20 protein-coding genes and 2 pseudogenes are annotated in these 23281 nt (G+C 55.6%); 12 read left to right on the top strand and 10 right to left on the bottom strand.

Features of this window, described 5'->3' with window-relative positions; translation table 11 throughout:
• Positions 1-86: 86 nt before the first annotated feature.
• Positions 87-1549 (bottom strand): annotated as a pseudogene (locus GC090_RS10075) (MDR family MFS transporter).
• A 377-nt stretch (positions 1550-1926) separates the two neighbouring features.
• Here GC090_RS10075 and GC090_RS10070 point away from each other — a divergent pair.
• From GC090_RS10070 to osmV, 4 genes are read left to right on the top strand one after another with little or no spacing between them, the layout of a single operon-like run.
• On the top strand, positions 1927-2643 hold the full coding sequence (locus tag GC090_RS10070; RefSeq protein ID WP_006119222.1) for an ABC transporter permease: 717 nt from the start codon (positions 1927-1929) through the stop codon (positions 2641-2643).
• Positions 2644-2657: 14 nt separating this feature from the next.
• Positions 2658-3569 (top strand): glycine betaine ABC transporter substrate-binding protein, encoded by a 912-nt coding sequence (locus tag GC090_RS10065; protein ID WP_324021561.1) that lies wholly within the window; start codon positions 2658-2660, stop codon positions 3567-3569.
• A gap of 9 nt (positions 3570-3578) precedes the next feature.
• Entirely contained in the window at positions 3579-4226 is a 648-nt protein-coding gene (gene osmW, locus GC090_RS10060) for an osmoprotectant ABC transporter permease OsmW (RefSeq protein WP_006119224.1), read from the top strand.
• Positions 4226-5362 carry an osmoprotectant ABC transporter ATP-binding protein OsmV gene (osmV, locus tag GC090_RS10055; protein WP_039340279.1) on the top strand — a complete coding sequence of 379 codons (1137 nt, stop codon included), beginning with the start codon at positions 4226-4228 and terminating at the stop codon, positions 5360-5362. Before osmW ends, osmV begins: the two co-directional genes overlap by 1 nt.
• 109 nt (positions 5363-5471) lie before the next feature.
• Here osmV and bioD read toward each other — a convergent pair whose 3' ends face one another.
• The 3 genes from bioD to GC090_RS10040 all read right to left on the bottom strand — a co-directional run bounded on the left by bioD (position 5472) and on the right by GC090_RS10040 (position 8524).
• Positions 5472-6170, bottom strand: coding sequence for a dethiobiotin synthase (gene bioD, locus GC090_RS10050; RefSeq protein WP_054633728.1), 699 nt, complete (start codon positions 6168-6170; stop codon positions 5472-5474).
• 115 nt (positions 6171-6285) lie between these two features.
• Entirely contained in the window at positions 6286-7503 is a 1218-nt protein-coding gene (locus GC090_RS10045; RefSeq protein WP_033741739.1) for a sugar metabolism global transcriptional regulator Mlc, read from the bottom strand.
• Between the two features lie 118 nt (positions 7504-7621).
• Positions 7622-8524, bottom strand: a complete 903-nt coding sequence (locus GC090_RS10040) for a LysR family transcriptional regulator (protein ID WP_324019618.1) — start codon at positions 8522-8524, stop codon at positions 7622-7624.
• A 98-nt stretch (positions 8525-8622) separates the two neighbouring features.
• On the opposite strand from GC090_RS10040, the gene GC090_RS10035 reads away from it, so the two are divergent.
• The 6 genes from GC090_RS10035 to GC090_RS10010 all read left to right on the top strand — a co-directional run bounded on the left by GC090_RS10035 (position 8623) and on the right by GC090_RS10010 (position 13059).
• A complete protein-coding gene (locus tag GC090_RS10035; protein WP_033741741.1) occupies positions 8623-9870 on the top strand; it encodes a multidrug efflux MFS transporter YnfM/SxtP(Kp) in 1248 nt (415 codons plus the stop codon).
• Positions 9871-10034: 164 nt separating this feature from the next.
• A complete protein-coding gene (locus tag GC090_RS10030) occupies positions 10035-10292 on the top strand; it encodes a hypothetical protein (protein WP_033741742.1) in 258 nt (85 codons plus the stop codon).
• 203 nt (positions 10293-10495) lie between these two features.
• Positions 10496-11041 (top strand): cytochrome b561, encoded by a 546-nt coding sequence (cybB, locus tag GC090_RS10025; protein WP_006119234.1) that lies wholly within the window; start codon positions 10496-10498, stop codon positions 11039-11041.
• A 165-nt stretch (positions 11042-11206) separates the two neighbouring features.
• Positions 11207-12391, top strand: coding sequence for a sugar transporter (locus tag GC090_RS10020; RefSeq protein WP_039340269.1), 1185 nt, complete (start codon positions 11207-11209; stop codon positions 12389-12391).
• 220 nt (positions 12392-12611) lie between these two features.
• On the top strand, positions 12612-12935 hold the full coding sequence (locus GC090_RS10015) for a hypothetical protein (RefSeq protein WP_006119236.1): 324 nt from the start codon (positions 12612-12614) through the stop codon (positions 12933-12935).
• Positions 12936-12960: 25 nt separating this feature from the next.
• Positions 12961-13059 carry a YoaK family small membrane protein gene (locus GC090_RS10010; RefSeq protein ID WP_015700245.1) on the top strand — a complete coding sequence of 33 codons (99 nt, stop codon included), beginning with the start codon at positions 12961-12963 and terminating at the stop codon, positions 13057-13059.
• 2 nt (positions 13060-13061) lie between these two features.
• On the opposite strand, the gene GC090_RS10005 is transcribed toward GC090_RS10010, so the two are convergent.
• Together GC090_RS10005 and GC090_RS10000 are read right to left on the bottom strand one after the other, a co-directional pair.
• On the bottom strand, positions 13062-13328 hold the full coding sequence (locus GC090_RS10005) for a DksA/TraR family C4-type zinc finger protein (RefSeq protein WP_006119238.1): 267 nt from the start codon (positions 13326-13328) through the stop codon (positions 13062-13064).
• Between the two features lie 100 nt (positions 13329-13428).
• Positions 13429-15024, bottom strand: a complete 1596-nt coding sequence (locus GC090_RS10000; protein ID WP_039340267.1) for an ABC transporter substrate-binding protein — start codon at positions 15022-15024, stop codon at positions 13429-13431.
• Between the two features lie 127 nt (positions 15025-15151).
• Between GC090_RS10000 and pepT the strand changes: the two genes are divergently transcribed.
• Complete coding sequence (gene pepT / locus GC090_RS09995; RefSeq protein WP_033741746.1) at positions 15152-16405, top strand: peptidase T; 1254 nt, start codon at positions 15152-15154, stop codon at positions 16403-16405.
• Positions 16406-16445: 40 nt separating this feature from the next.
• Here pepT and GC090_RS09990 read toward each other — a convergent pair whose 3' ends face one another.
• Together GC090_RS09990 and GC090_RS09985 are read right to left on the bottom strand one after the other, a co-directional pair.
• Entirely contained in the window at positions 16446-18128 is a 1683-nt protein-coding gene (locus GC090_RS09990) for a methyl-accepting chemotaxis protein (protein WP_172912536.1), read from the bottom strand.
• 171 nt (positions 18129-18299) lie between these two features.
• Positions 18300-19817: a carboxylesterase/lipase family protein gene (locus GC090_RS09985; protein ID WP_324021500.1), complete on the bottom strand. Its 1518-nt coding sequence runs from the start codon at positions 19815-19817 to the stop codon at positions 18300-18302.
• Between the two features lie 186 nt (positions 19818-20003).
• Between GC090_RS09985 and GC090_RS09980 the strand changes: the two are divergent.
• Positions 20004-20437, top strand: a pseudogene (locus GC090_RS09980) (DoxX family protein).
• 32 nt (positions 20438-20469) lie between these two features.
• Here the strand turns inward: GC090_RS09980 and GC090_RS09975 are convergent.
• Together GC090_RS09975 and GC090_RS09970 are read right to left on the bottom strand one after the other, a co-directional pair.
• Complete coding sequence (locus GC090_RS09975; protein ID WP_054633717.1) at positions 20470-21810, bottom strand: 2-oxoadipate dioxygenase/decarboxylase HglS; 1341 nt, start codon at positions 21808-21810, stop codon at positions 20470-20472.
• Between the two features lie 67 nt (positions 21811-21877).
• Positions 21878-23218 carry an MFS transporter gene (locus tag GC090_RS09970; RefSeq protein WP_033741755.1) on the bottom strand — a complete coding sequence of 447 codons (1341 nt, stop codon included), beginning with the start codon at positions 23216-23218 and terminating at the stop codon, positions 21878-21880.
• Between the last annotated feature and the right edge of the window lie 63 nt (positions 23219-23281).

Here is a 23281-nt window from a genome sequence, read left to right as displayed (position 1 = left end):
TTCAGGGCGACATTGTCGCCCTTCTCTTTTTCGTTTTCTCTCCTGTTGCCGTCCGAATCGCACCCTGACGACTAAACGGTCCGGTATCAGTCGGCCTGTTGCGGCTGCTGACGCGGCATTTTTCCGGCGACCCACATCGCCGATAACGCGATAACCAACGCCACGATAAACACCCAGTGCAGTGAGGCAGCAATCGCCTGTAACAGGTGCTGCAGCTCATCCGGGGCCAACTGGTCGCGGGTTGTCTGCGACATAATTTGCTGCACCGGATCCTCTGCATGTGGCAACCGCCACTGCAGGTTGAGGTTTAGCACGGCGCCCATCACCGCCGTTCCCAGCGCGGAGCCAATCATACGGCTGAACATTACCGACGCCGTGCAAATACCGCGAATGCCATATTCGGCATGATTCTGCACAGACACCAGAAACGTCGTGCTGGTCATCCCCATGCCGGTGCCGATGAGGAATGAGGTGAAGCCCGCCTGCAGTAGTGAACTTTCTCTGTGTAACAGCAGCAGTAAGGCGCTGCCTGCAATTAACAATAATGCGCCCAGCTGGGCGGTAAAACGATAGGAAGTGAACAGCATCAGGCGGCCACTCACCGTACTGGCCAGCGGCCAGCCGATGGACATCATCGCCAGCGCGGTGCCGGCCTGAAGTGGCGAACCGCCCGTGACGCCCTGTATCCATGTCGGTAAAAACGCGCTGACGCCCATCATGGTCGCCCCAATCACCAGGTTGCCTATATTGCCGGCAATAATCAGCTTACTCTGCCAGAGACGCATCGGAAACAGGGGCGCCTGTGTCTGCTGTTCATGGCGGGTTAACTGCCAGCCGGCCAGCCCGCCCACGAGTAAAAACAACAGGAGCCAGTAGCCCAGTTGTTCTGCCTGTAACAGGGCAATCAGTACGGCGCTGATGCACAGCGTCAGCCAGCCACTGCCAATCAGATTCAGTGACGGGGCCGGCTGTTTCTGTGGATGTGTTGGCAGCAGGATGGCCAGCAACAGCATACTGATGATGCCAATCGGGACATTGACCCAGAAAATCACCGACCAGTTGAAGTGCTGGACCAGCCACGCGCCCGAGAGCGGCCCGACAATCGCCGCCACGCCCCAGACGCTGGACAGCCAGCCCTGCACGCTGGCCCGCTCTCGGGGGAATAGATATCGGCCACAATCGTGGACGTCAGCGGCATGATGGCCCCCGCGCCCAGGCCCTGAAAGGCGCGGAACACGATGAGCCAAAACATGCTGTGCGCAAAGCCGCATAACACCGACCCTGCCAAAAAAAGCGTGATGCCCAGAAACAGCATCCTCTTTCTGCCCCACAGATCCGCCAGGCGCCCATAAAGCGGTACGCTTATGGCCTGCGTCAGCAGGTAAACCGAAAATACCCAGCCAAACTGCGCAAAGCCCCCCAGCTCGGCGACAATTGTTGGCATCGCGGTGGCCACAATAGTGACTTCGATGGCGGCCATAAACATGGCGAGCATGCAGGCGAAAAGAATCCAGTTGCGGCGCAGCGGCGCGGAAGTGCTGTTGATCATGATGCTCCCTTTTTGCGTTCCCTAAGGCTAGCGCAAATCTGCACATCCAGGAATCAATTCAGCGCTTTTGTGACATTGTCACGTAAATCGGGGTAAATCAGGTAGTTTCGCTGTTAAACCAGTTGTAGTAAGGGCTGCGGCGATTTTGCCCCCATGCTATCTCCATGATTTTACCGATAAAAGCTGGCGCGCTTCGCTTGACGTTGCTATAGGTTTAAAACTGCGTTGACTGTGATTAACGAAATTACGCAGAAATTCGCAAACGTTTTACACGTTTAACAATCGGCATGGTTTTGGACGCGGCGGCCCTTTTTGTGGCGTCTGTCATGTCGGTTCAGGGTTTGATAACAACAGATTGGTCTACAGGGAGAATCCGTATGCATAACGCTTCGCTGGCCAAACGTGCCGGTCTGGCGCTGCTTGCTGTGATAGCAGTGTTGGGCGCACTGGTTTGGGGGCTGGGCTGGGATACACTGGTCGCCCGCCGCGTTGATCTCATCTATCTTGGCCAACAGCACCTGTTTTTAGTGTTCTGGTCAATGCTGTTTGCCCTGCTGGTCGGTATTCCCAGTGGGATCCTGCTAAGCCGTCCCTTTGCCCGTCGCTGGGCAGAATATGTCATGCAAATCTTTAACGTGGGCAATACGTTGCCGCCGCTGGCCGTACTGGCGCTGGCCATGGTGGTGATCGGCATTGGCGATAAGCCGGCGCTGTTTGCCCTGTTTCTGGCCTCGCTGCTCCCCATTGTCCGCAACACCTATGCCGGACTGAGTGCCGTTCCGCCCTCACTGATTGAAGCCGCTAACGGTATTGGCATGACAAAATGGCAACGCTTGCGTCAGGTTGAGCTGCCGAATGCGCTGCCGGTCATTCTGGCAGGCGTGCGCATTGCGACAGCCATTAACGTTGGCACCGCCCCGCTGGCCTTCCTGATTGGTGCCAGCAGCTTTGGCGAGCTGATTTTTCCGGGGATTTACCTCAATGACTTCCCGGTCCTGATTCTGGGCGCGGTGGCAACGGCGTTAGTGGCCCTGATACTGGATATGTTGCTGGCGACGTTAGGCCGTTATCTGAGTCCGCACGCTGCGGCATAAAACAGGAGTTGATGATGCTTACGCGTTGGATTAAGCACTGTACGCTGGCCCTGACGGCGACGCTGGCGCTCAGCCAGAGCGTTCAGGCTGCCGCCCCGCTGGTGCTGGCGACGAAAAGTTTTACGGAACAACACATTCTTTCTGCCATGACCGTGATGTGGCTGCAAAAGAAAGGGTTTCAGGTTATCCCTAAACGCAACATTGCCACGACAATCAGTCGAAATGCCATGATTAACAAGCAAATCGACATGACGTGGGAATATACCGGTACCTCACTGATTATTTTCAACCATATCAACAAGCCCATGTCCTCACAGGAAGCTTACCAGACCGTTAAAAATCTGGATGGCAGGCTGGGGCTGATCTGGCTTAATCCAGCCCCGATGAACAACACCTATGCTTTTGCCATGCAGCGGGCGCGGGCGGATAAAGAAGGTATTTCTACCCTGTCGCAACTGGTGGCCAAAATTGATCAGGTGCGCAAAACCGACCCGAAACATAACTGGCGACTGGGGCTGGATCTGGAGTTCTATGGCCGTTCGGATGGGATGAAGCCGCTGCAGAAGACCTACAACCTCACGCTGGACAGATCGCAAATTCGTCAGATGGACCCGGGTCTGGTGTACAACGCGATCCGCGACGGTTTTGTTGATGCGGGCTTGATTTACACCACGGATGGGCGCGTAAAAGGATTCGATCTCAAGGTGCTGCAAGATGATAAGCACTTCTTCCCCAGCTACAACGTGACGCCGGTCGTACGCAAAGATGTGCTGGAGAGCCATCCCGGCCTTGAGGCGGCGCTGAATCAGCTTTCACCGCTGATTACGGATGAGGCCATCACCGAGATGAACAAGCGCGTGGATATCGATCATCAGTCACCGGAACAGGTGGCGCGCGATTTCCTTCAATCCAAAAACATGCTGTAAGGAGGCATCGTGGATACCCTTCATTACATCATTGATAACTGGAATAACCTGCTCACGCTGACCTGGCAGCATACCTGGCTGGTGCTGGTCGCTGTGGGCTGCGCCATTCTGGCCGGCGTGCCGCTGGGCATTTTAATTGTCCGCATTAAATGGCTGGCCACGCCGGTACTGGGCATCGCCACCATCGTGTTGACCATTCCGACCATCGCCCTGTTTGGTCTGATGATCCCGCTGTTTTCGCTGATCGGTCAGGGAATCGGTGCGGTGCCTGCCATCACGGCGGTGTTCCTGTATTCCCTGCTGCCGATTGTACGTAATACCCATACCGCGCTGGAAAACCTGCCGGATGGCTTGCGTGAGGCCGGTCGGGGCATTGGGATGACGTTCTGGCAGCGTCTGCGCTGGGTTGAGATCCCCATGGCCCTGCCCGTCATTTTTGGCGGTATCCGCACCGCCGTCGTGATGAATGTCGGCGTTATGGCCATCGCGGCGGTGATCGGTGCGGGCGGACTTGGCCTGCTCCTGCTTGATGGCATCAGCGGAAGTGACGTGCGCATGCTGATTGCCGGCGCACTGATGATTTGCCTGCTGGCGATTGTTCTTGACTGGCTGCTGCACCGTTTGCAGCTGGCGCTGACTCCTAAGGGAATTCGATAATGATAAAACTTGAAAATCTGACGAAAACCTTCAGCCAGAAAAATGGCACGCTGATGAAAGCGGTGGACAATGTAAGTCTTGAGGTGCCGGCGGGCGAAATGTGCGTACTGCTGGGCCCTTCCGGCTGTGGGAAAACGACCACACTGAAAATGATTAACCGCCTGATTCCGGCCACCAGCGGACGTATTCTCATCAACGGTGAGGACACCAGCACCCAGGACACGACCACGCTGCGCCGCAATATTGGCTACGTTATTCAGCAAATTGGTTTGTTTCCTAACATGACGATTGAGGAAAACATTACCGTCGTGCCGCGCATGCTGGGCTGGGACAAAAAACAGTGCCGCGAGCGGGCCACCGAATTGATGAGCATGGTGGCACTGGATCCCACGAAATTTCTGCATCGCTATCCGCGTGAAATGTCGGGCGGGCAACAGCAGCGTATTGGCGTTATTCGCGCGCTGGCGGCGGATCCACCGGTTTTGCTGATGGATGAACCTTTTGGTGCGGTGGACCCGATTAACCGTGAAGTCATCCAGAATGAGTTCCTGGATATGCAGCGTCAGTTAAAGAAAACGGTCATGCTGGTCAGCCACGATATTGACGAGGCGCTGAAACTTGGCGATCGCATCGCCGTATTTGGCCAGGGCAAAATTGTGCAATGCGCCAGCCCGGATGAATTACTGGCGACGCCAGCGAATGATTTTGTCGGGTCGTTTGTCGGTCAGGACCGCACTCTGAAACGTCTGCTGCTGGTGCAGGCGGGTGATGTGACCGATCAGCAACCGACCATCACGGTAAAACGTTCGACGCCACTGATGGATGCGTTCAGCACTATGGACGATAACGATATGCGTTCCATTACCGTCGTGGACGACGATGGTAAACCGCTCGGGTTTGTTAAACGTCGCGAGGCGCGTAGCGCCAGCGGTCGCTGTGAGGATATCCTGCACACCTTCCGGGTAACCGGCAAAGCCGAGGAGAACCTGCGCGTGGTGCTGTCAAAGCTGTATGAACACAACACGGTGTGGATGCCGATTGTGGATGAAGAAGGCCGTTACAGCGGGGAAATTTCGCAGGATTATATCGCGGACTACCTCAGTTCCGGCCGTACGCGTCGCCGTCTGAATCCCTGAAAAATCAGGGCCGCACCCCGGTTGCGGCCCTTTTCCATCGAGCGGGTTTCGTGTTTCGCATCCTGTGTCACTGTCTTTCTTATTAGCGTGTGTTTTCAGATGAAGGGCGTCAGGCTATTTTCGCCTTTGCAACCGGCAGCTTGTCGGCATCGAGCAGGGAGATATCCAGGTAGCGGGACACATCACGCTGCTCAACACGCGGCAAATAGGGCAACTCACCCAACAGCGGCGCAGGAAGCTTGTCACGCAGGACTGAAATGATCTCCGCATAGTGCGCCAGCCCCGGATTGATCCGGTTTGCCACCCAGCCTGCCAGCGGTAAGCCATCACCCAGAATAGCCTCGGCCGTCAGCAACGCATGGCTGATGCAGCCCGTTTTAATCCCCACGACCAGGATCACCGGCAACTGTTGTTCCACCACCCAGGCCGATAACGGCTGGGCATCATTCATCAGGCTGCGCCAGCCTCCTGTGCCCTCAACCACGACGCGATCGGCCAGTTGATGCAGGTTCTTTAACCCCTGACTGATTCGCGCATAGTTAACCTCACAAGGCGGATAACCCCCGATTTCTTCTTTTTCGAAAATAACGGGATTCACAGCCTGATAAGGCAACGTCATGGACGAGGCGCTTTGTAAAAACAACGCATCTTTATTTCTCAGGCCCTCTTCCGTTTTGACACCACAACGGGCAACGGGCTTGTAGCCTGCGGCACTGAAACCGGCCTGAATAAAACTCTGTAACAGGGCGCGCGACACAACGGTTTTTCCCACTTCGGTATCTGTTCCCGCAATAAATAGCGTTTTCACTCGACGTCTCCTTCACCAGCGGCTTCGACTCATCGGCGATGAGTCTTTCGTGCGAACAGACATTCTAAGGAAGGAAAAGCACAGGCAGATTGCGTTAGCGCAAGGTTAGTGTTGCTTAACCTTGTAGTAACTTCACTAACAGGTAACCGCTATAGAGCGAATCTTTAATGAGCGCCGCCGCACCGAGTGTGCCAGGCTCAGTAAACTCAGTAGGTGCAAGCTGAATGCCTGCGCTGTAAGCCGGTAACGACTGCTGATGAATGGTGTTTTGTACCGCCGGGAACAGGATGTCCGCCGCCTGATTTAGCGGTGAACCGATAAGAATATGTTGAGGATTGAAGATGTTTACCATCATGCCAAGCAGCCTGCCCACATGATGCCCTACCGTGGCGATGGCATCGCGGGCCAGCCTGTCACCCGCCTGGGCCGCCTCACAGACCGCCTCCAGCGTTAAGGTTTGATGATGTAACAGGCTGTCGGGCTGTCCCGGCAGACGCTGAGCAACAAGGGCCAGCAGACTGCCGGTACTGGCCACCGTTTCCAGGCAGCCATGATTCCCGCAGTAACATTGCTGACCATAGGGATCGACCTGCGTATGGCCCACTTCGACCAGCGCACGTCCGCTTTTGTGCAGTAACTGTCCGTCCGTGATCACGCCCGCCCCCACGGTTTCATCAATGACAATCTGAATGACATCCTGCGCACCGCGCGATGCGCCAAACAGGGATTCTGCCAATGTCCAGGCCGAGATATCATGCTGGATAAACACCGGCAGGCCGGTTCGGGCCGCCAGGGTGCTGCCCAGTGGCATATCATGGCAGGTATAACCGGGTAACCGGTGCACCACGCCTGATGCGACGTTGATCAGCCCCGGCAACGTGATAGCAATGGCGGTCAGCCTTTCCAGCCGCTTTTGATGGCGGATAAAAAACGCATCAACATGGTCGGTCAGTGTGGTCAGTAAGGATTGGGTGGGATCATCCGGGAGGGGCAAATGGTCTTCAACCAGCGCCCTGCTGCTCAAATCGCGAAGCGTCAGGGTTAATGTGCCACGGTGCAGGCGAAGGGCCAGGTAGTGCCAGGCCTCCGTGTCCAGAATTAACCCGATAGCGGGACGACCACGCGCGCCCGGATCCTGGAATTCGGTTTCCTGAACCAGATGGGCATCCAGCATTTCCCGGACAATTTTGGTAATACTGGCTGGGGCTAACTGGGCGCGCCTGGACAATTCAATGCGCGAGACGGGGCCATGCTGATCAATTAATCGGTAAACGACGCCAGCATTGATTTGTTTAATTTGGTCAATATGGCCAGGTTGGCTGTCCGAACTCACACCCTGCTCCGGTTATTTTCGCGCTTCTAAATAAATATCCGCTATGGTGCGGCAGATTCACCTTTTGCGGCAAATATTTGCTTAGATATGTGATTTATCACACATAATTTTTCCGCCTTTAGCGAGAGCGTTCGTTTTCCCGCCGCAACAGCGCCATCATATGGGCCATCTGCGCGCTCATTTCCCGTTGCGCAGACCAGACCAGCCACATTTCCGAAAGTGCATCCGGTTCCTCAAGCGGCAGCCAGACGACATTCGTCAGGCGGGCATGGCTGAACGATGCCGGTAAAATAGACACGCCTAAACCGGTCGCGACCAGACCGAGAATTGTCATCGCCTCGCCCACTTCCTGAGTGATATAGGGTTTGATCTGATAGCGTTGCAGTAAATCGAGTATTTCGCTGTAAAGCGCCGTTCCCACCTGCGGATCGAAAAAGACAAAAGGCTCACTGGTCAGCGCCTGTAAAGAAATCTTCCCGGCGGACGCCAGCGGATGGGCTTTGTGCACCACCGCGCATAGCGGCTCCTGTAACAGGAGCTGATGATGCAGATCCGCAGGCAGCGGCGTGTTGCGCATCACACCCAAATCGAGTTTCCCTTCATGGAGCGGCGTCAGCTGCTGCCGGGTATTGATTTCCTGCATCTGAACATGAACATCAGGCCAGCGCTGGCGAAACAGATAGAGCGCATCCGAGACGACACCAATAAAAGCGGCAGACGAGGTAAAGCCAATGCGCAGTTCCCCTTCTTCTCCCCGATGTAGTCGTGCCGCACGCTGGGTCGCCTGCTCAACCTGCAACAGAATGGCGCGCGCATCCTGCAAAAATTGTTGCCCGGCCGGCGTGAGCTGCACGCTGCGGTTGGTGCGGTTAAACAGCTGCGCCCCGGTTTCTGCCTCAAGGTGCATGATTTGCTGACTGAGCGGCGGCTGAGAAATATGCAGCCGCTGCGCCGCGCGGCCAAAATGCAGCTCTTCTGCAACAGCAATAAAATAACGCAGGTGACGCAGCTCGATATTCATAGGTTAAAAATATTATTTGAGATTATTAATATATTAGACAACCTAATCCGCTTTTCCTAGCCTTACGTTATTCGTTGTTTTTACTCATAAGGATTACTGTGAATCGCTCTTCATCGGCTGTCGCCCTGGACAGAAATGTGGCGCAGCAGCCTGCATCACCTTCTCAGGCGTGGATCGTGCGCGGCACTCCGCCCTTTATGCGCGTGACACTGGCGCTGTTTTCGGCCGGGCTGGCCACCTTTGCGCTGCTGTATTGTGTGCAGCCGCTGCTGCCGGTCCTCTCTGCACAGTTTGGCGTGTCACCGGCCGCCAGCAGTATTTCCCTGTCGGTCTCCACCGCGACACTGGCGCTGGGCTTACTGATTACCGGCCCCTTGTCCGATGCTGTCGGTCGCAAATCTGTCATGGTCACCGCGCTGATGCTGGCTTCCGTCTGCACGCTGATTTCGGCCACCATGACAAGCTGGCACGGCATTCTGCTGATGCGGGCGCTTATTGGCCTGTCGCTCAGCGGTGTAGCGGCCGTCGGGATGACTTATCTCAGTGAAGAAATCCATCCCAGCGTAGTCGCCTTTTCGATGGGGCTGTATATCAGCGGAAATTCGATTGGCGGGATGAGCGGTCGCCTGATCAGCGGCGTATTAACCGACTTTTTCTCCTGGCGCGTCGCCATTGCCGCCATTGGCTGTTTTGCCCTGGCGGCCGCCCTGATGTTCTGGAAAATTTTGCCCGCCTCGCGGCATTTTCACCCGACATCCCTGCGCCCCCGCCATCTGGCCATTAACTTTCGCCTGCACTGGCGCGACGCGGGCCTGCCATTGCTGTTCGCGGAAGGCTTACTGCTGATGGGGGCGTTCGTCACCCTGTTTAACTATATCGGCTATCGCCTGCTGGGTGCGCCGTGGCATTTAAGCCAGGCCCTAGTGGGACTGCTGTCCGTGGTTTACCTGACCGGTTCGTGGAGTTCGCCCAAAGCCGGCGCGTTAACCAGTCGATATGGCCGGGGGCCGGTGATGCTGGGCGCAACGCTTATCATGCTGACGGGCCTGCTCCTGACCGCCTTTCATGCGCTGGTTCTGATCTTTATTGGGATGATGCTGTTCAGTGCTGGCTTTTTCGCCGCACACTCCGTGGCCAGCGGCTGGATTGGGCCACGCGCGCGTCGCGCAAAAGGCCAGGCGTCTTCACTGTATCTGTTCAGTTATTATGTGGGGTCTAGCGTGGCGGGTACGGCAGGGGGCTTTTTCTGGCATCAGTTTGGCTGGCCGGGCATTACCGTGTTTATCTCTACCCTGCTGCTGCTGGCCCTGGCGGTCGCGTGGCGGCTGCATCAACGCAAACTCTAGCAAAACTTAACAAATTTTCCGGGCACAATGCGGCCCGGAAAATCCGCTGTACAAGAATTGTCCGTATTATCAGTATCATTGCTAACTACCGGTGTTTCCCCGCTATAATCGGTTTAATCCCAAAGATTAATGCCATCTTTGAATTCACTGTTAGGGGAGACCTCATGGCGCATTACTATTACGTCAATAAACAATCCGGTTACAACGATAACCACGTGGTACACGCCAAAGGCTGTCGCTACCTTCCGGGTCTGGAAGACCGACTGTTTCTGGGCACGTTTTACTCTGCAACAGCGGCTATACAGCAGGCCCGAAAATATTATGCCAGCGCATTAGGCTGCGACGACTGTTGCCCGGTTATGTCTGCTCAAACCCCACCCCTGCATGACAGCGTTGGACTGAAGCACGGTATCGATTTCTGATCACAGCGCATGCCTTTGCGATCCCATTCAGCCGCGTTTTTCCTGAGGATGGCGGAATATCGCCGCCATCTGCCCTGCCAGCCCGCCGTTCAGTTGCTGCCGACCTGCCCCTGTAGCCGTCCCGCTTTAAGTCGCCAATTCGTTAAGCATTTTGCCTTTTTTCCGTTATCTTAGAGGCCTTACTCTTAATACAGGGATTTAACATGCGTGATAAATATGCGGCGTCTCAAATTGCCCTTCACTGGCTGACCGTGCTGCTGCTGATTATTGTCTATGCCACGATGGAGCTGCGCGGTTATGTGGAACGGGGCTCCTGGCAGCGCTTTGTGATGACCGTGACACACTTTAGCGCGGGCGCAACCATTCTGGTGGTGATGCTGTCACGGTTACTGCTGAAAATTCGCCATCGCAGCCCTGCGATTACGCCACCCGTACCGCGCTGGCAAACGGGCCTGGCACACCTGACGCACACGTTGATTTATGCCTTATTTATCAGTCTGCCGGTGCTGGGCATCGCCTCACGTTACCTGAAGGGCCGTGAGTGGTTATTATTCGGCATTCCCATGCCGGTCGCTGCGGAACCTGATTTCGATCTCTCTGATACGCTCGTCGACTGGCATGAAACCCTGGCGCCACTGGGCTACTGGCTCATCGGCTTACATGTCGCTGCAGCCCTGTTCCATCACTATGCGCTGAAGGACAATACGCTGCTGCGTATGATGCCGGGACGCGGGACGCGCCAGCCCTGATTCCCTGAGGCTGCACATCGGGCTAAAAAAATCACCATAATCTGCGCCAGGTGGTTCCACCCGGCGCTTGATTCCTACACAATAGCCACTAAATTGTGACGCAGGTCACTTTCGTGGGATGATCGTTGTCATCCTCTTTTGACGCACAGACAGATTTAACTTCTCATGCCTTTAACAACTGTTTCCCGTAAAACGGCCTGGCTACGCGTGGTGCTGCTGGCCATCGCCGCTTTTGTTTTCAATACCACTGAGTTCGTACCGGTGGGTTTACTGTCGGATATTGCTGCCGGGTTTTCGATGAAAACCGCTGAAGTGGGCATTATGCTGACGATTTATGCCTGGGTGGTGGCGCTGCTGTCCCTGCCGTTAATGCTGCTGACGCGTAATGTTGAACGGCGGTTACTGCTTACGGTACTGTTTAGCCTCTTTGTAGCCAGCCATGTTCTTTCGACATTCGCCTGGAGCTTCAGTTCGTTAATCGTTTCCCGCATTGGCATTGCGCTGTCACATGCAGTGTTCTGGTCCATTACCGCCTCACTGGCCATTCGTGTGGCGCCTGCCGGTAAAAAAACGCAGGCGCTCAGTATGCTGGCAACCGGTACGGCACTGGCCATGGTGCTGGGGGTGCCCATTGGTCGCGTTGTGGGGCAGGCGCTGGGTTGGCGCACCACCTTTGGCGTGATCGGGCTGTCAGCGTTGATCCTGATGATTATGCTGGCGCGCGTCTTGCCGCGTCTGCCCAGTGAACACACCGGTTCATTAAGCAGCGTACCGCTGTTGTTCCGCCGCCCGGCCCTGGCAGGCATGTACCTGCTGGTTACACTCATTGTGACCGCGCACTATACGGCTTACAGCTATATTGAACCCTTTATGCAACTGGTGGCGAATGCCAGCGAAAGTTTTACCACCCTGCTGCTGTTACTGTTTGGTTCTGCCGGCATTATTGGCAGTCTGCTGTTCAGTTCGCTGGGTAAACGCTTTCCCTCAGCGTTGCTGATCAGCGCCATCGCCCTGGTCACCTTATGCATGGGGCTGTTAATTTTTGCCGCCGTGCGTCCTGGCGCGATTATCACCCTCTGCGTCGTCTGGGGAATGGCGATGATGATGATTGGCCTGGCGATGCAAATCCGTGTCCTGTCACTGGCACCCGATGCCACCGACGTGGCGATGTCGCTGATGTCCGGCATTTATAACATCGGCATCGGTGCGGGCGCGTTACTGGGCAGTCAGGTGAGCGTATATATGAGCCTGTCTGACGTCGGTAACGTGGGGGCGATGATCGGCCTGGTCGCGCTGCTGTGGTGCGTGTATATTTTCCGGCGCTACCCACAGTTACGCTCTAATGGTTAACTGAAGCAGGCTTCTGCGCCTCGCAGAAGCCTGCCGATGCGTCTTCGTCTGCTATCATGCACTGCGGCACTGAACGGCCAGACGACCTGTTCCGGCGCCCGAAGGGGCAGCGCGTCAGAAAGGTGCTAAACACACCCGATAACCGCTTATATTGTCAGAGGATGCCCTTCTACCTGACTCATCCATTACATCCGTTAACCTCGAAAAAGGATCAACGTTCATGACGAGAAAGTGGTTAACGCTGTACCTGTCGCGTAGCGTCAGCCGGGTGATGTTGCAGGATCTCCAGGCCATCTTACCTGCTGAGGCGGTGAAAATTTTCACGAATGATTTAGACGACGTTCGCTACGCTACAGTAGAATGCGTGCAGGCAGAAACGACCTGCGCCTTGATTGCCTCGGCGATCATCGTCTGGCGTCAACTGGGGCATATTCATCTGCTGCTGTATACGCAAGGTGAAGTGCAGCGTCAGATCACGGACGCCACGCAGTTTGAATTATTTACTTTGCTGAAGAACAACCGTGCCGCCTTGCGGCTGGCCTGACGTGGCGTAACCTCACAGGATAATTATGAGAATTGGTCTGCTGTTCCCCATCGCTATCATTGTGGCAGGTATTGGCTTTCTCGCCTGGTTCATCGGCAGCGGCCTGGCGATGCCTGGCTCCTGAGATCAGCGTAGCTGGCTGTCTTTACTTCCACGCCGGTTGTAGAGACTGCTCTCTTTTTTCTGCTTATCGATCTTTTCCTGACAGGAAACGCAATAACGCACACCTTTGAGTGCCTGACGGCGGGCTTCGGGAATCGGCTCGCCGCACAGTTCGCATTCTGTGGCACTTTCCCCCTGTCCCAGTGACTGACGCACACGTTCGATACCGTCATTAACGGTGCTGTCGATTTGCTCCTGTACTGCCCCTTCTGCTGCCCAGCCGTTTGCCATTTTTGTGCTCCACTTCATTACCTGTACAGGTTAACTGTACAACATATCAGGGATTTTGCAGGCAAACCGACTCACCTCCCTGTGAAGCCGGTGACGGACATTACGGCTTAATATCGACCTGATAAAAGATATGTTTGCCGAAGGGATCCACTTCGTAACCGGTCACCGATTTGCGGATCGGTTCGAAAATGGTGGAATGGGCAATCATTACGGCCGGCATCTGGTCGTGCATGATTTGCTGCGCCTGCAGATACATGACCGTGCGTTTGGCTTGATCGGGTTCGGCACGGGCGGCGGTAATCAGCTTTTCAAAGGGCTGATAGCACCATTTTGATGAGTTCGATCCCCCTTTCGCCGACGTGCAGCTGTAAAGCGGACCAAAGAAGTTATCCGGATCCCCGGTTGCCGTCGTCCAGCCCATCAGGGCCGCCTGATGTTCACCGCTGCGCACACGTTTCAGGTATTCGCCCCATTCGTAACTGACAATATTGGCTTTGATGCCCACTTTTGCCCAGTCTGCCTGGATCATCTCCGCCATTCTGCGTGCGTTGGGATTATAGGGACGCTGTACCGGCATCGCCCAGAGCGCAATTTCCGTCCCTGGTTTCACGCCTGCCTGTTGCAATAACGCTTTCGCTTTTTCCGGATCGTAATCGTAATCCTTCAGGTCTTTGTCGGCACTCCAGACGCCGGGGGGCAGAATGTTTTTCGCCACCACGCCAGTGCCTTTAAAAATCGCCTCGATAATAGCAGGCTTGTTGATCGCCATGGCCAGCGCCTGGCGAACCTGCACATTATCGGTCGGGGCTTTGGTGGTGTTAAAAGCCAGGAAACCGGTATTCAGTCCCGCGGCCTGTTTCAGCGTGATGTCCGGATTTTGTTTCATTTTTTCGAGATCGGCAGGATTCGGGAACGGCATGACCTGACACTCATTTTTTTCCAGTTTGGCGTAGCGCACGGCCGCGTCTGGCGTGATGCTGAAAATCAGCCTATCCAGTCTGGCCTTGCCCTGCCAGTAGTCCGGAAACGCCTTATACAGAATGCGTGAGTCTTTTTGATACTGAACCAACTGGAAAGGCCCTGTTCCGATGGGATCGCTATCCACTTTTTCCGGTGTGCCGGCTTTCAGCATCTTGTCTGCATATTCTGCCGAGTGAATGGAGGCGAAATACCAGGCCAGATCGGCCAGAAATGGCGCTTCCGGGTGCGCCAGCGTAAAGCGCACGGTGTGATCGTCAACGCGGTCAATGTGGGTGATTAACGTGGCCAGTTCAAGACTGTCGAAGTTGGAATAGTGCCCGCCCGAGACGTTGTGATAGGGATGGTTGCTGTCCATCTGGCGCATAAAAGAGAAGATGACGTCATCCGCATTAAAATCACGACTGGGCGTAAACAGCTTATTGCTCTGAAATTTAACGTTATGCCGAAGATGGAACGTATAGACTTTGCCGTCGGGACTGATCTCCCAGCGTTCTGCAAGGCCTGGAATTAATTCTGTGGTGCCGGTTTTAAAATCAACCAGGCGGTTAAACACCGGCACGGCACTGGCATCCACGCTGGTTCCCGAGGTGTAAAGTTGCGGATTAAAGTTCTCCGGTGAGCCTTCTGAGCAGTAGACCAGCGTCGTCGCGTTAACACTTCCTGCCAATGCGATACCGGCCGTCAGCAATCCCAGGGTTGTAAACCTGTTTCTCATTATTATCCTCGCTTTATGTTGACTTCTATATATCAGACTCTCTAAATAAACGGTGCAAACAGTGGATTGATAGCATGAATCTTCACCATAGCGAACCCCGCATGTAGTCAACTAATAAGGATTAGTGATGACCGACAAACTTCAGACGCAGTTGATCACGCGTTTTTTCCGTTATCTGGCGGTGAGCAGTCAGAGTGATGCAAAGTCCAGCACCTTACCGAGCACCCCGAGTCAACATGCGATGGCGGCGCTGCTGGCGGATGAATTGCGCGAACTGGGGCTTGAACAGGTCGTCGTTGATGAACAGGCGACGGTAACGGCAGTTAAACCGGGCAACTGCCCTGACGCGCCACGCATTGGGTTTATTACGCACATTGATACGGTTGACGTCGGTCTGTCACCTGATATTCACCCGCAGATCCTGACCTGGCAGGGCGAAGATCTGTGCCTTAATCCCGAACAGAACATCTGGCTGCGCCGGGATGCGCATCCTGAAATTGCCCCTTATATGGGCCAGGACATTATTTTCAGCGACGGGACCAGCGTGCTGGGCGCCGATAACAAAGCGGCGGTCAGCGTCGTTATGACGTTAATGGAAAACCTGCAGGATCAGCACGGTGATGTAGTCGTCGCGTTTGTCCCCGATGAAGAGATTGGCCTGCGCGGTGCCAAAGCGCTGGATCTTAACACCCGCTTTAATGTGGACTTTGCCTGGACCATCGACTGTTGTGAACTGGGTGAAGTGGTCTATGAAAACTTCAATGGCGCGGCGGCAGAGCTGCGTTTCACCGGGGTTCCCGCCCATCCGATGTCCGGTAAAGGTGTGCTGGTCAACCCGCTGCTGATGGCCCATGACTTTATCAGTCACTTCGACAGGCAGGCGACGCCCGAACACACGGAAGGCCGTGAAGGCTATATCTGGTTCAATGAAATGCAGGCCAATGCCAGTGTTGCGACGCTGAAAGCATCAATTCGCGATTTCGATCTGGCGAGCTTTGCCGCGCGCAAAGAACAATTGCAGCATGTTGCCAGCCTGATTGCTGAACGCTATCCCACCGGACAGGTCGAGATAACGATTCACGATATTTACAGCAATATCAGCAATGCCATGGGCGACGACCGCCGGGCGCTGGATCTGATTTTTGCTGCCATGCGCGATCTGGACATTACACCCAAAGTGATTCCCATGCGCGGCGGTACCGATGGCGCGGCCTTATCTGCCCGCGGTATTTTCACCCCTAACTTTTTCACAGGCGCGCACAATTTCCATTCACGTTTCGAATTCCTGCCGGTGAAGTCGTTCGTTAAGTCGTATCAGGTCGCGGAGAAACTGTGTTATCTGGCGGCGCAATCGGGGAGTACGGCAAAGACAGGCAGTTGAAACATCACCGCCTTCATGATGAAGGCGGTAGTCATATTGATTAGAAGGTGACCCAGTCGCCGTTCTCTGCCGTGGCGGCTTTTGGACGCAGTACAGGAGACGGTGCTGTTGCAGGGCCTGCAGACGCCGCTGGCGGCCTTCTGTCCTGTGTCAGCGCTACCGGCGCATCGCTCGATAACCGGAACTGTGCAACAGAAGCCTGAAGCGCTTCCGTCTGCAGCGCCAGCGCGCTGGCGGCGGCAGAAACCTCTTCAACCAGAGCCGCGTTTTGCTGCGTCACACTGTCCATTTCCGTCACGGCCGTACCAACCTGAGAAATGCCCTTGCTCTGCTCTTCCGAGGCGGCGGCGATCTGCTTCATAATTGCATCCACATCCTGGACGGATTTTAAAATGCCGCTCATCGTGCCGCCGGTGGTACCCACCAGTTCCGCGCCCTTTTCCACGCGCTGCACAGAATCGGCAATCAGCCCGGCGATTTCTTTCGCCGCACCGGCGCTGCGCTGTGCCAGATTGCGCACTTCACTGGCGACGACGGCAAAGCCTCGCCCTTGTTCACCGGCACGCGCGGCTTCTACGGCCGCATTCAGTGCCAGAATGTTGGTCTGAAACGCAATGCCGTTAATGACGTTGGTGATCTCAGCGATTTTCTTCGAACTGTCGGAAATACCGTTCATGGTGGTCACAACTTCATCCACCAGGTTGCCGCCCTGCTTCGCCGTCAGCGTTGCCGCTTCGGTCAGTGCACTGGCCTGACGGGCATTTTCCGCGTTAAATTTCACGGTCGCGGTCAGCTGTTCCATACTGGCGGCGGTTTGCTCCAGCGCGGCAGCCTGCTCTTCCGTACGGGAGGACAGATCGTTATTACCAATAGAGATTTCGGCGGCACCGCGCGAGATATTCTCTGTGCCGCTGCGAATGGCACTGACCGCATCACGCAGGCTGTCCTGCATCGCACTGAGCAGCGGAACCAGTTTACCAACGCAGTTACGGCCCATATCCTGAACGGGTTTACTGAGATCCCCTTTGGCGATTACGGCAAAATGCTCGCGAATCTTCTCCAGCGGTTTGACCAGCATTGTGACCAGATAACGATCGGTAAACAGCAGAATCAGCAGACCAATCACCACGGTGGCTGAAATCATCGTTTTAGTCACGGCGGTCAGGCGATCCACTTCAATACGGGTTTGTCCCAGTTTCTTGTTGGCCACGTTGTTAAACGCTTCGGTGCTGGCACCGAAGGCGCGGCTGAGCGCAGGTGTGACGTCATTCGCCTGTTGACGATAGGCATCCAGCGAATCCTGACGGGCACGCTGCAACTGCACGGTGACGCCCTGATCCAGCAGTTGCTGCCATTTATCAATGACCTCATTCGTCACGGCCGCGTCCATGGGTCCGGGTGACAGCTGTTTAAACAGCGCCAGTTGATGACGCATGTTATCTAACGCCTGCTGTACCGGAGCAAAGGCGGTGTCATCCTGGGCGACACCGGCGGCCTTTTTCTCCATCACACGCGACAAACGCGTAATCATACGAAAATACTGGTCGTTACCCTGACTTAACGCGGTCATCTGCTCAACGATATGGCGATCCACATCATTGCCATCACTGAGGGAGTTAAGCGAATGAATGCTGAACAGCCCAATGCCGCTCCACAACAGACTAAACAGCCCCAGAATGGTCAACATAACCGTGCGAATAGTGAAATTTTTAAGCATACCCATACAGAAATCCCTTGAACGTTAATCCGTAAAACCGGACACAGGAGATTTATCGGCAGCTCGCGGGAAAATGTAACGGTCTTGTTATTTTTTTTCATCCACCCGCACAGATAATGTGCGGGTGGAAATGTGCAGGCCGGCGTACGTCTGGCGCGCACCGCGCTGGTTCACCCTTTACAGTCGCACCAGGCGGGACATCATCAAACGGAACAAAGCGAGGCGGCGGCGCATAAAACCCGGTAACAGTTTGAGAGCCGCTTGACCCTGCCATCCCAGTGACATTGTCACGTCATGCTCTTTGCGCCAGGCGGGCCAGCGTTGTTTGCCTTCAATCATCGTCGTGTGCGGGGTTACATCACGTGCGAAGCGAAACCAGTAATCGCAAACCTGTTGAGAAAAAGCATGGTCTGCGGCGGTAAAGGTGCGGTCGTCGTCGGCAGGCGGCATCATCGCCAGCGTATTCATCACGTAAGGGATTTCATTACCATGCCAGGTGCCGTGCGGGTAGAGATCGCGCGATCGTTCTGAAACGTAGTCGAACCAGTAGCGCCAGCCCGGCATGCCCGCTTTCTCCTGCGCACGCATGATCAGCCAGGGCACAATGCTAAACGTCATATCCCGCGCGACAGCCCGCCCCAGCAGCGCATCATCCCCGGTACGGTAAATCCAGCGCAGTAACCGATAATGAAAATGGTTATTACGCCGTAGCTGTCCCACCACGGCGGCAGCCTCCACGCCAAACCAGACCAGTACGCTCGCTTCATCGCTGTTACTGCCCGCCATCAGCGGCAGGCGGTGCTGTTTTCCCGCCATCAACGTTTTCAGGACCGGCTCGGGCAGCACCGTATCACCGGCAATGGCCACCGGACCGAGGCCCAGCGAGCTGTCCAGCGTCCAGAAGGCGTCCGCAGGCAGCTCACGCAGCTGCGCCATGCTGGCATCCGCCGGTAAACCCAGCGCGGTCGCCACCATAACGCCTTTTTCACGTGCCGCGTCGCGGGTGACGTCTGGCAGGCTATAGGCACTTTGCACGATCCCTTTGTGGAACAACCCCCGGGACAGCGGTGAGCAGCAAAGCGAAAGCACACTGCGGGCGCCCGACGATTCGCCAAACAGCGTCACGTTGCTGGCATTCCCGCCAAACGCGGCGATATGCTGCTGTACCCATCGTAATGCCGCGATCTGATCAAGCAGCGCGAAATTGTTGATATGGCCCGTGTCAGCCTGCTCTTTTTCCAGTGCGGGATGAGCAAAAAAACCCAGATGTCCCAAACGGTAATTAAGGGTCACCACCACCGCACCCCGCGAGGCTAAGGGTTTTCCACTATAGGGTGCCAGCCCACCTGAACCGATCGTAAAGCCACCGCCGTGAAGCCAGACCATGACCGGGAGTGGAACCTCTGGCTGCAGCTCTGGCGTCCAGACGTTGAGGTACAGGCAGTCTTCACTGAATACACCAGGATCGCCTCCGCCAATCGCCAGGCAGTAGTCACGATTCTGCCAACTCGCTGCAGAAAAGTGCTGTGCATTGCGTACACCGTGCCAGGGCTTAACCGGTTGTGGCGCGCGCCAGCGATACGCGCCGACAGGCGGTGCCGCATACGGAATGCCCTTGAATACAAAGATCCCGTCATCAAGGGTGCCCTGCAGTTCTCCGTCAGTCAGCGCGATTTTCAGGCCGTCATTTTTCATGCAGTGTTCCTTGTTAGCGTGCCTTTTCATTATTTCAGGCAATCTGATGTTGTCCAGTTCTGACGCGTTGTTAAGCAAAACGTTAAATGCGCTGAAAAATCGCCCGAAGGCGTCGCCGTGATTGACCCCTGTCATGAAAATGTTTTTAGTGGAGAGCGTAACGAAAACGCCTTTGAGGAACTGACAATGTTTAGCGGTATCAATCAGGTTTTTGTGCGCATGACCGATCATCCCGATCTCGGCAAACTGTTGCTACGTCTGACTCTGGGGGATTATTGCTGTTTCATGGTGAGTTTAAGCTCGTGCATGGCGTGGGCTGGATTGCCCATTTGCTGCGACAACACGGTCTGCCGGGCTTTATCGCCTGGGGTGCCTGGATAGGGGAAATGATTGCGCCGCTGATGCTGATCGCAGGCTTCATGACCCGGCCAGCGGCGTTTATCATTGCCGTGAATATGGTTGTCGCCACGCTGCTGGTAAAAACCGGCGCAGTATGGCATCGCACCGATGTCGGTGCCTGGGCACTGGAAACGGAAGCACTTTACCTGTTCGGCGCTCTGGTGGTGATGTTTCTGGGGGCGGGAAGATTTACGCTGGTCCGTGATACGCGCCTGCAGTAAAGAAAAAACGGGGCAGTTCCGCCCCGTTCATATTATAAGGTGATGCCGCAGCGCTGTAAGGACGCCCGCTGCCGCTCTGCATACAGCACCATTTCATCCTGCACGGGGCAGCCCAGTGCGGTTTCAAAGCTGCTCCGGCTTGCCTGTCCCGCCGAACGTGTCGGCGTTTTGTCCCCGAGATTAGACTGAAAAATCCCTGCCGCACTGACAGGCAGAAAATCTTCATAAATAACAGGGTCCGCCAGAATCCGCCCCTGCTCAATCAGGCTTGCCAGTGATTCCCCACGCTGCGGCGGTTCCGCTCGCCCTTTTTCGCTGAGCCGATAAGTAAACCAGGCTAAGCCGGCTTCACGTAATGCGTTTTCATCATCCGGGAAAGCCGCAAAGGTCGCCGTGAGCTGCTGCTGGTGCTGCTGATTATCCGCACCGCTCCCGGCTTCGCTGAGCAGACGATCGTAAAGCGCGCGGCCCTGCGGCGTTAAGGCCGCGCCGCGCTGTTCGATCTCACCGAAGCGCGCCGTGTGCGTGCCCTGAAAACCATCCGTGAAAATGACGGGTTCTTCCAGTGCCTTGAAGCTGGTCTGACGTAACAAAACAGGCACCTTGCGCCGGGGCGGACCTTCGATCACCGTTTTGGGATCAATGCCATACGTCGGCATCAGCGCCTGAACACGATCAATATCCAGCGTGCGTGGCGTAAGATGATTGATATGGCAGGCCGGAAAACATACCACATCCGCGATCAACCGATGTTGTTGGTTCAGCGCCTGATAGGTGCGGCTCTCCACAAGGCTGTGTGAATGCCAGCGGAAGGTTTCCAGCGCTTCGTTGATAAACGCCTGCGCCTGGGGCGCCGTCAGTCCGCCCTGCTGTTGATGCAGCGCGATAAGGTTTCGGCATTCCGGCGTGAAAATATCGCGCGAGGCTAAAATCCGTGCGGCTTCATCCCGAAGCGCCGGGTCGGCAATCAGCTCCAGCCGTAACAGCGAGGTAAAAATACGAAAAGGATTGCGCTGCAGCGCTTCATCATCAATGGGGCGAAACGCGGTGGAGTGCACCGGTACGCCCGCCTGCGACAGATCATAATAGCCCACCGGAAACATGCCCATGACGGCAAACATCTGGCGCAGCATGGCAAGCTCGTCCGCGCTACCGACGCGAATGGCCCCGTGGCGCTCCAGACTGAGGCGGCTGAGTTCATCGGCCTCGGTCAGCCGTTGCTCTAGCACGCTATCAGCCGCAAGCGTTGCCTCATTAACCGCTTTCACCAACTGCATCAGCGTCCCGTAGAGCGGCACTTCCTGCTGATACATGTCCGACATGGCCTGGGAGAAGCCCGTGCGAATCGTATCCGCACTGATAAAGTTATCCATATTTACCACCTGACAGCATGAGCGTTGCAGCTACTGTAATCCAACGCGCTGCGGTCAGCGGAAAATATCATGAATTTGTGATCGGCTTAAAACCGTAGCGATTTTTCACCACCAGCATCACGGTGGTCAGCAGTGCCGGTATGGCGAGCAGCAAGAAAATAACGCTGAACGACCAGCCGAGTGACAACATTTCAGCCCCGACAAAGGCACTGAGGATGGCACCGATTCGGCCCACCCCGTGCATCCAGCTGGAACCGGTTGCGCGGGCATGGGTAGGATAGTAGCTGGCGGAAAGCGCATTCATGCCGGTATTCGCTCCGTTAAAACAAAAACCGCTGCAAAAGGCAATGGCGCTCATGATAACGACCTGCGGCGGTGAAAAACCCAGCGCGACAATAGCGATACCGCCGCAGAAGTAGATCACAGCCAGCGACAGACTGGCATTGAAGCGATCCATCAGCCAGCCGGCAAACAGCGATCCCAGCGTGCCGCCTGCCTGGTACATCGCGGTGATTATCGCCGCTTCCGTCACGGACATTCCCTGTGTATTGACCAGGGATGGCAGCCAGCTGCCGATCAGATACACCAGGAACAGCCCCATAAAATAGCCGCCCCAGAGCATCAGGCTGCCGATGCGGTAGCGAGGAGAAATGACCGTTGCGATGGCGCTGTGTTCAGCAGGTGATTTTTCCGCTTCGGTCGCATGGAAATGCGTATCCGGGCTCGTACTGCCGGGAAGAATACGTTCAAGAATGGCGCGAATGTGCTGCGCGGGCGCACCGCGACTAATCAGGAAACGTACCGATTCAGGAAGCTGACGGATCAGGACCGGCAGGACCAGCAAAGGAAGAATGCCGCCCAGCAACAGAACGGAATGCCAGTCGTAACGCGGTAACAACCATGACGCGGCAAAGCCGCCGCTGGCGGCCCCAAAGGTAAAGCCACAAAACACCACGGTGATAATGAATGAACGGCGGCGCTCCGGCGCATATTCAGCCACCAGCGTACTGACGTTGGGCATGGCCGCTCCCAGCCCCAGCCCGGTCAAAAAACGGAACAGGATCATCTGTTCGATACTATGGGAAAATGCGGTCACCAGCGTCCACAGACCAAAAAACAGGACGCTGAAAATGATCATTAACCGGCGGCCAAAGCGGTCGGCCAGCGGCCCGGCGACCATCGCCCCCAGCGCCAGACCAATCAGCGCTGCACTGATCACGACACCCAACTGATGAGTACTGACGTGCCAGGCGGTTTTCAGCGTCGGCGCGATAAAACCCATCAGGGCAATATCCATACCATCGAGCGCAACCACGATAAAACAGAGTACAATTAACCGAATTTGGCCACCACTCAGAGTACCCTGATTAATTAACTGGCGAACATCTACCGCCTCGACACTGCTCACGGGTAAACTCCTCAACGGCTGACTTAAACAACTATCAGATTTGGTAAAAAAAACGGCACTTAT

This window comes from Pantoea sp. JZ29 (genome assembly GCF_035190385.1).
Taxonomy (GTDB): Bacteria; Pseudomonadota; Gammaproteobacteria; order Enterobacterales; family Enterobacteriaceae; genus Pantoea; species Pantoea stewartii.
The sequence above is the reverse complement of the archived record's forward strand: the minus strand, read 5'-3'. Positions and strand labels throughout refer to the sequence as shown.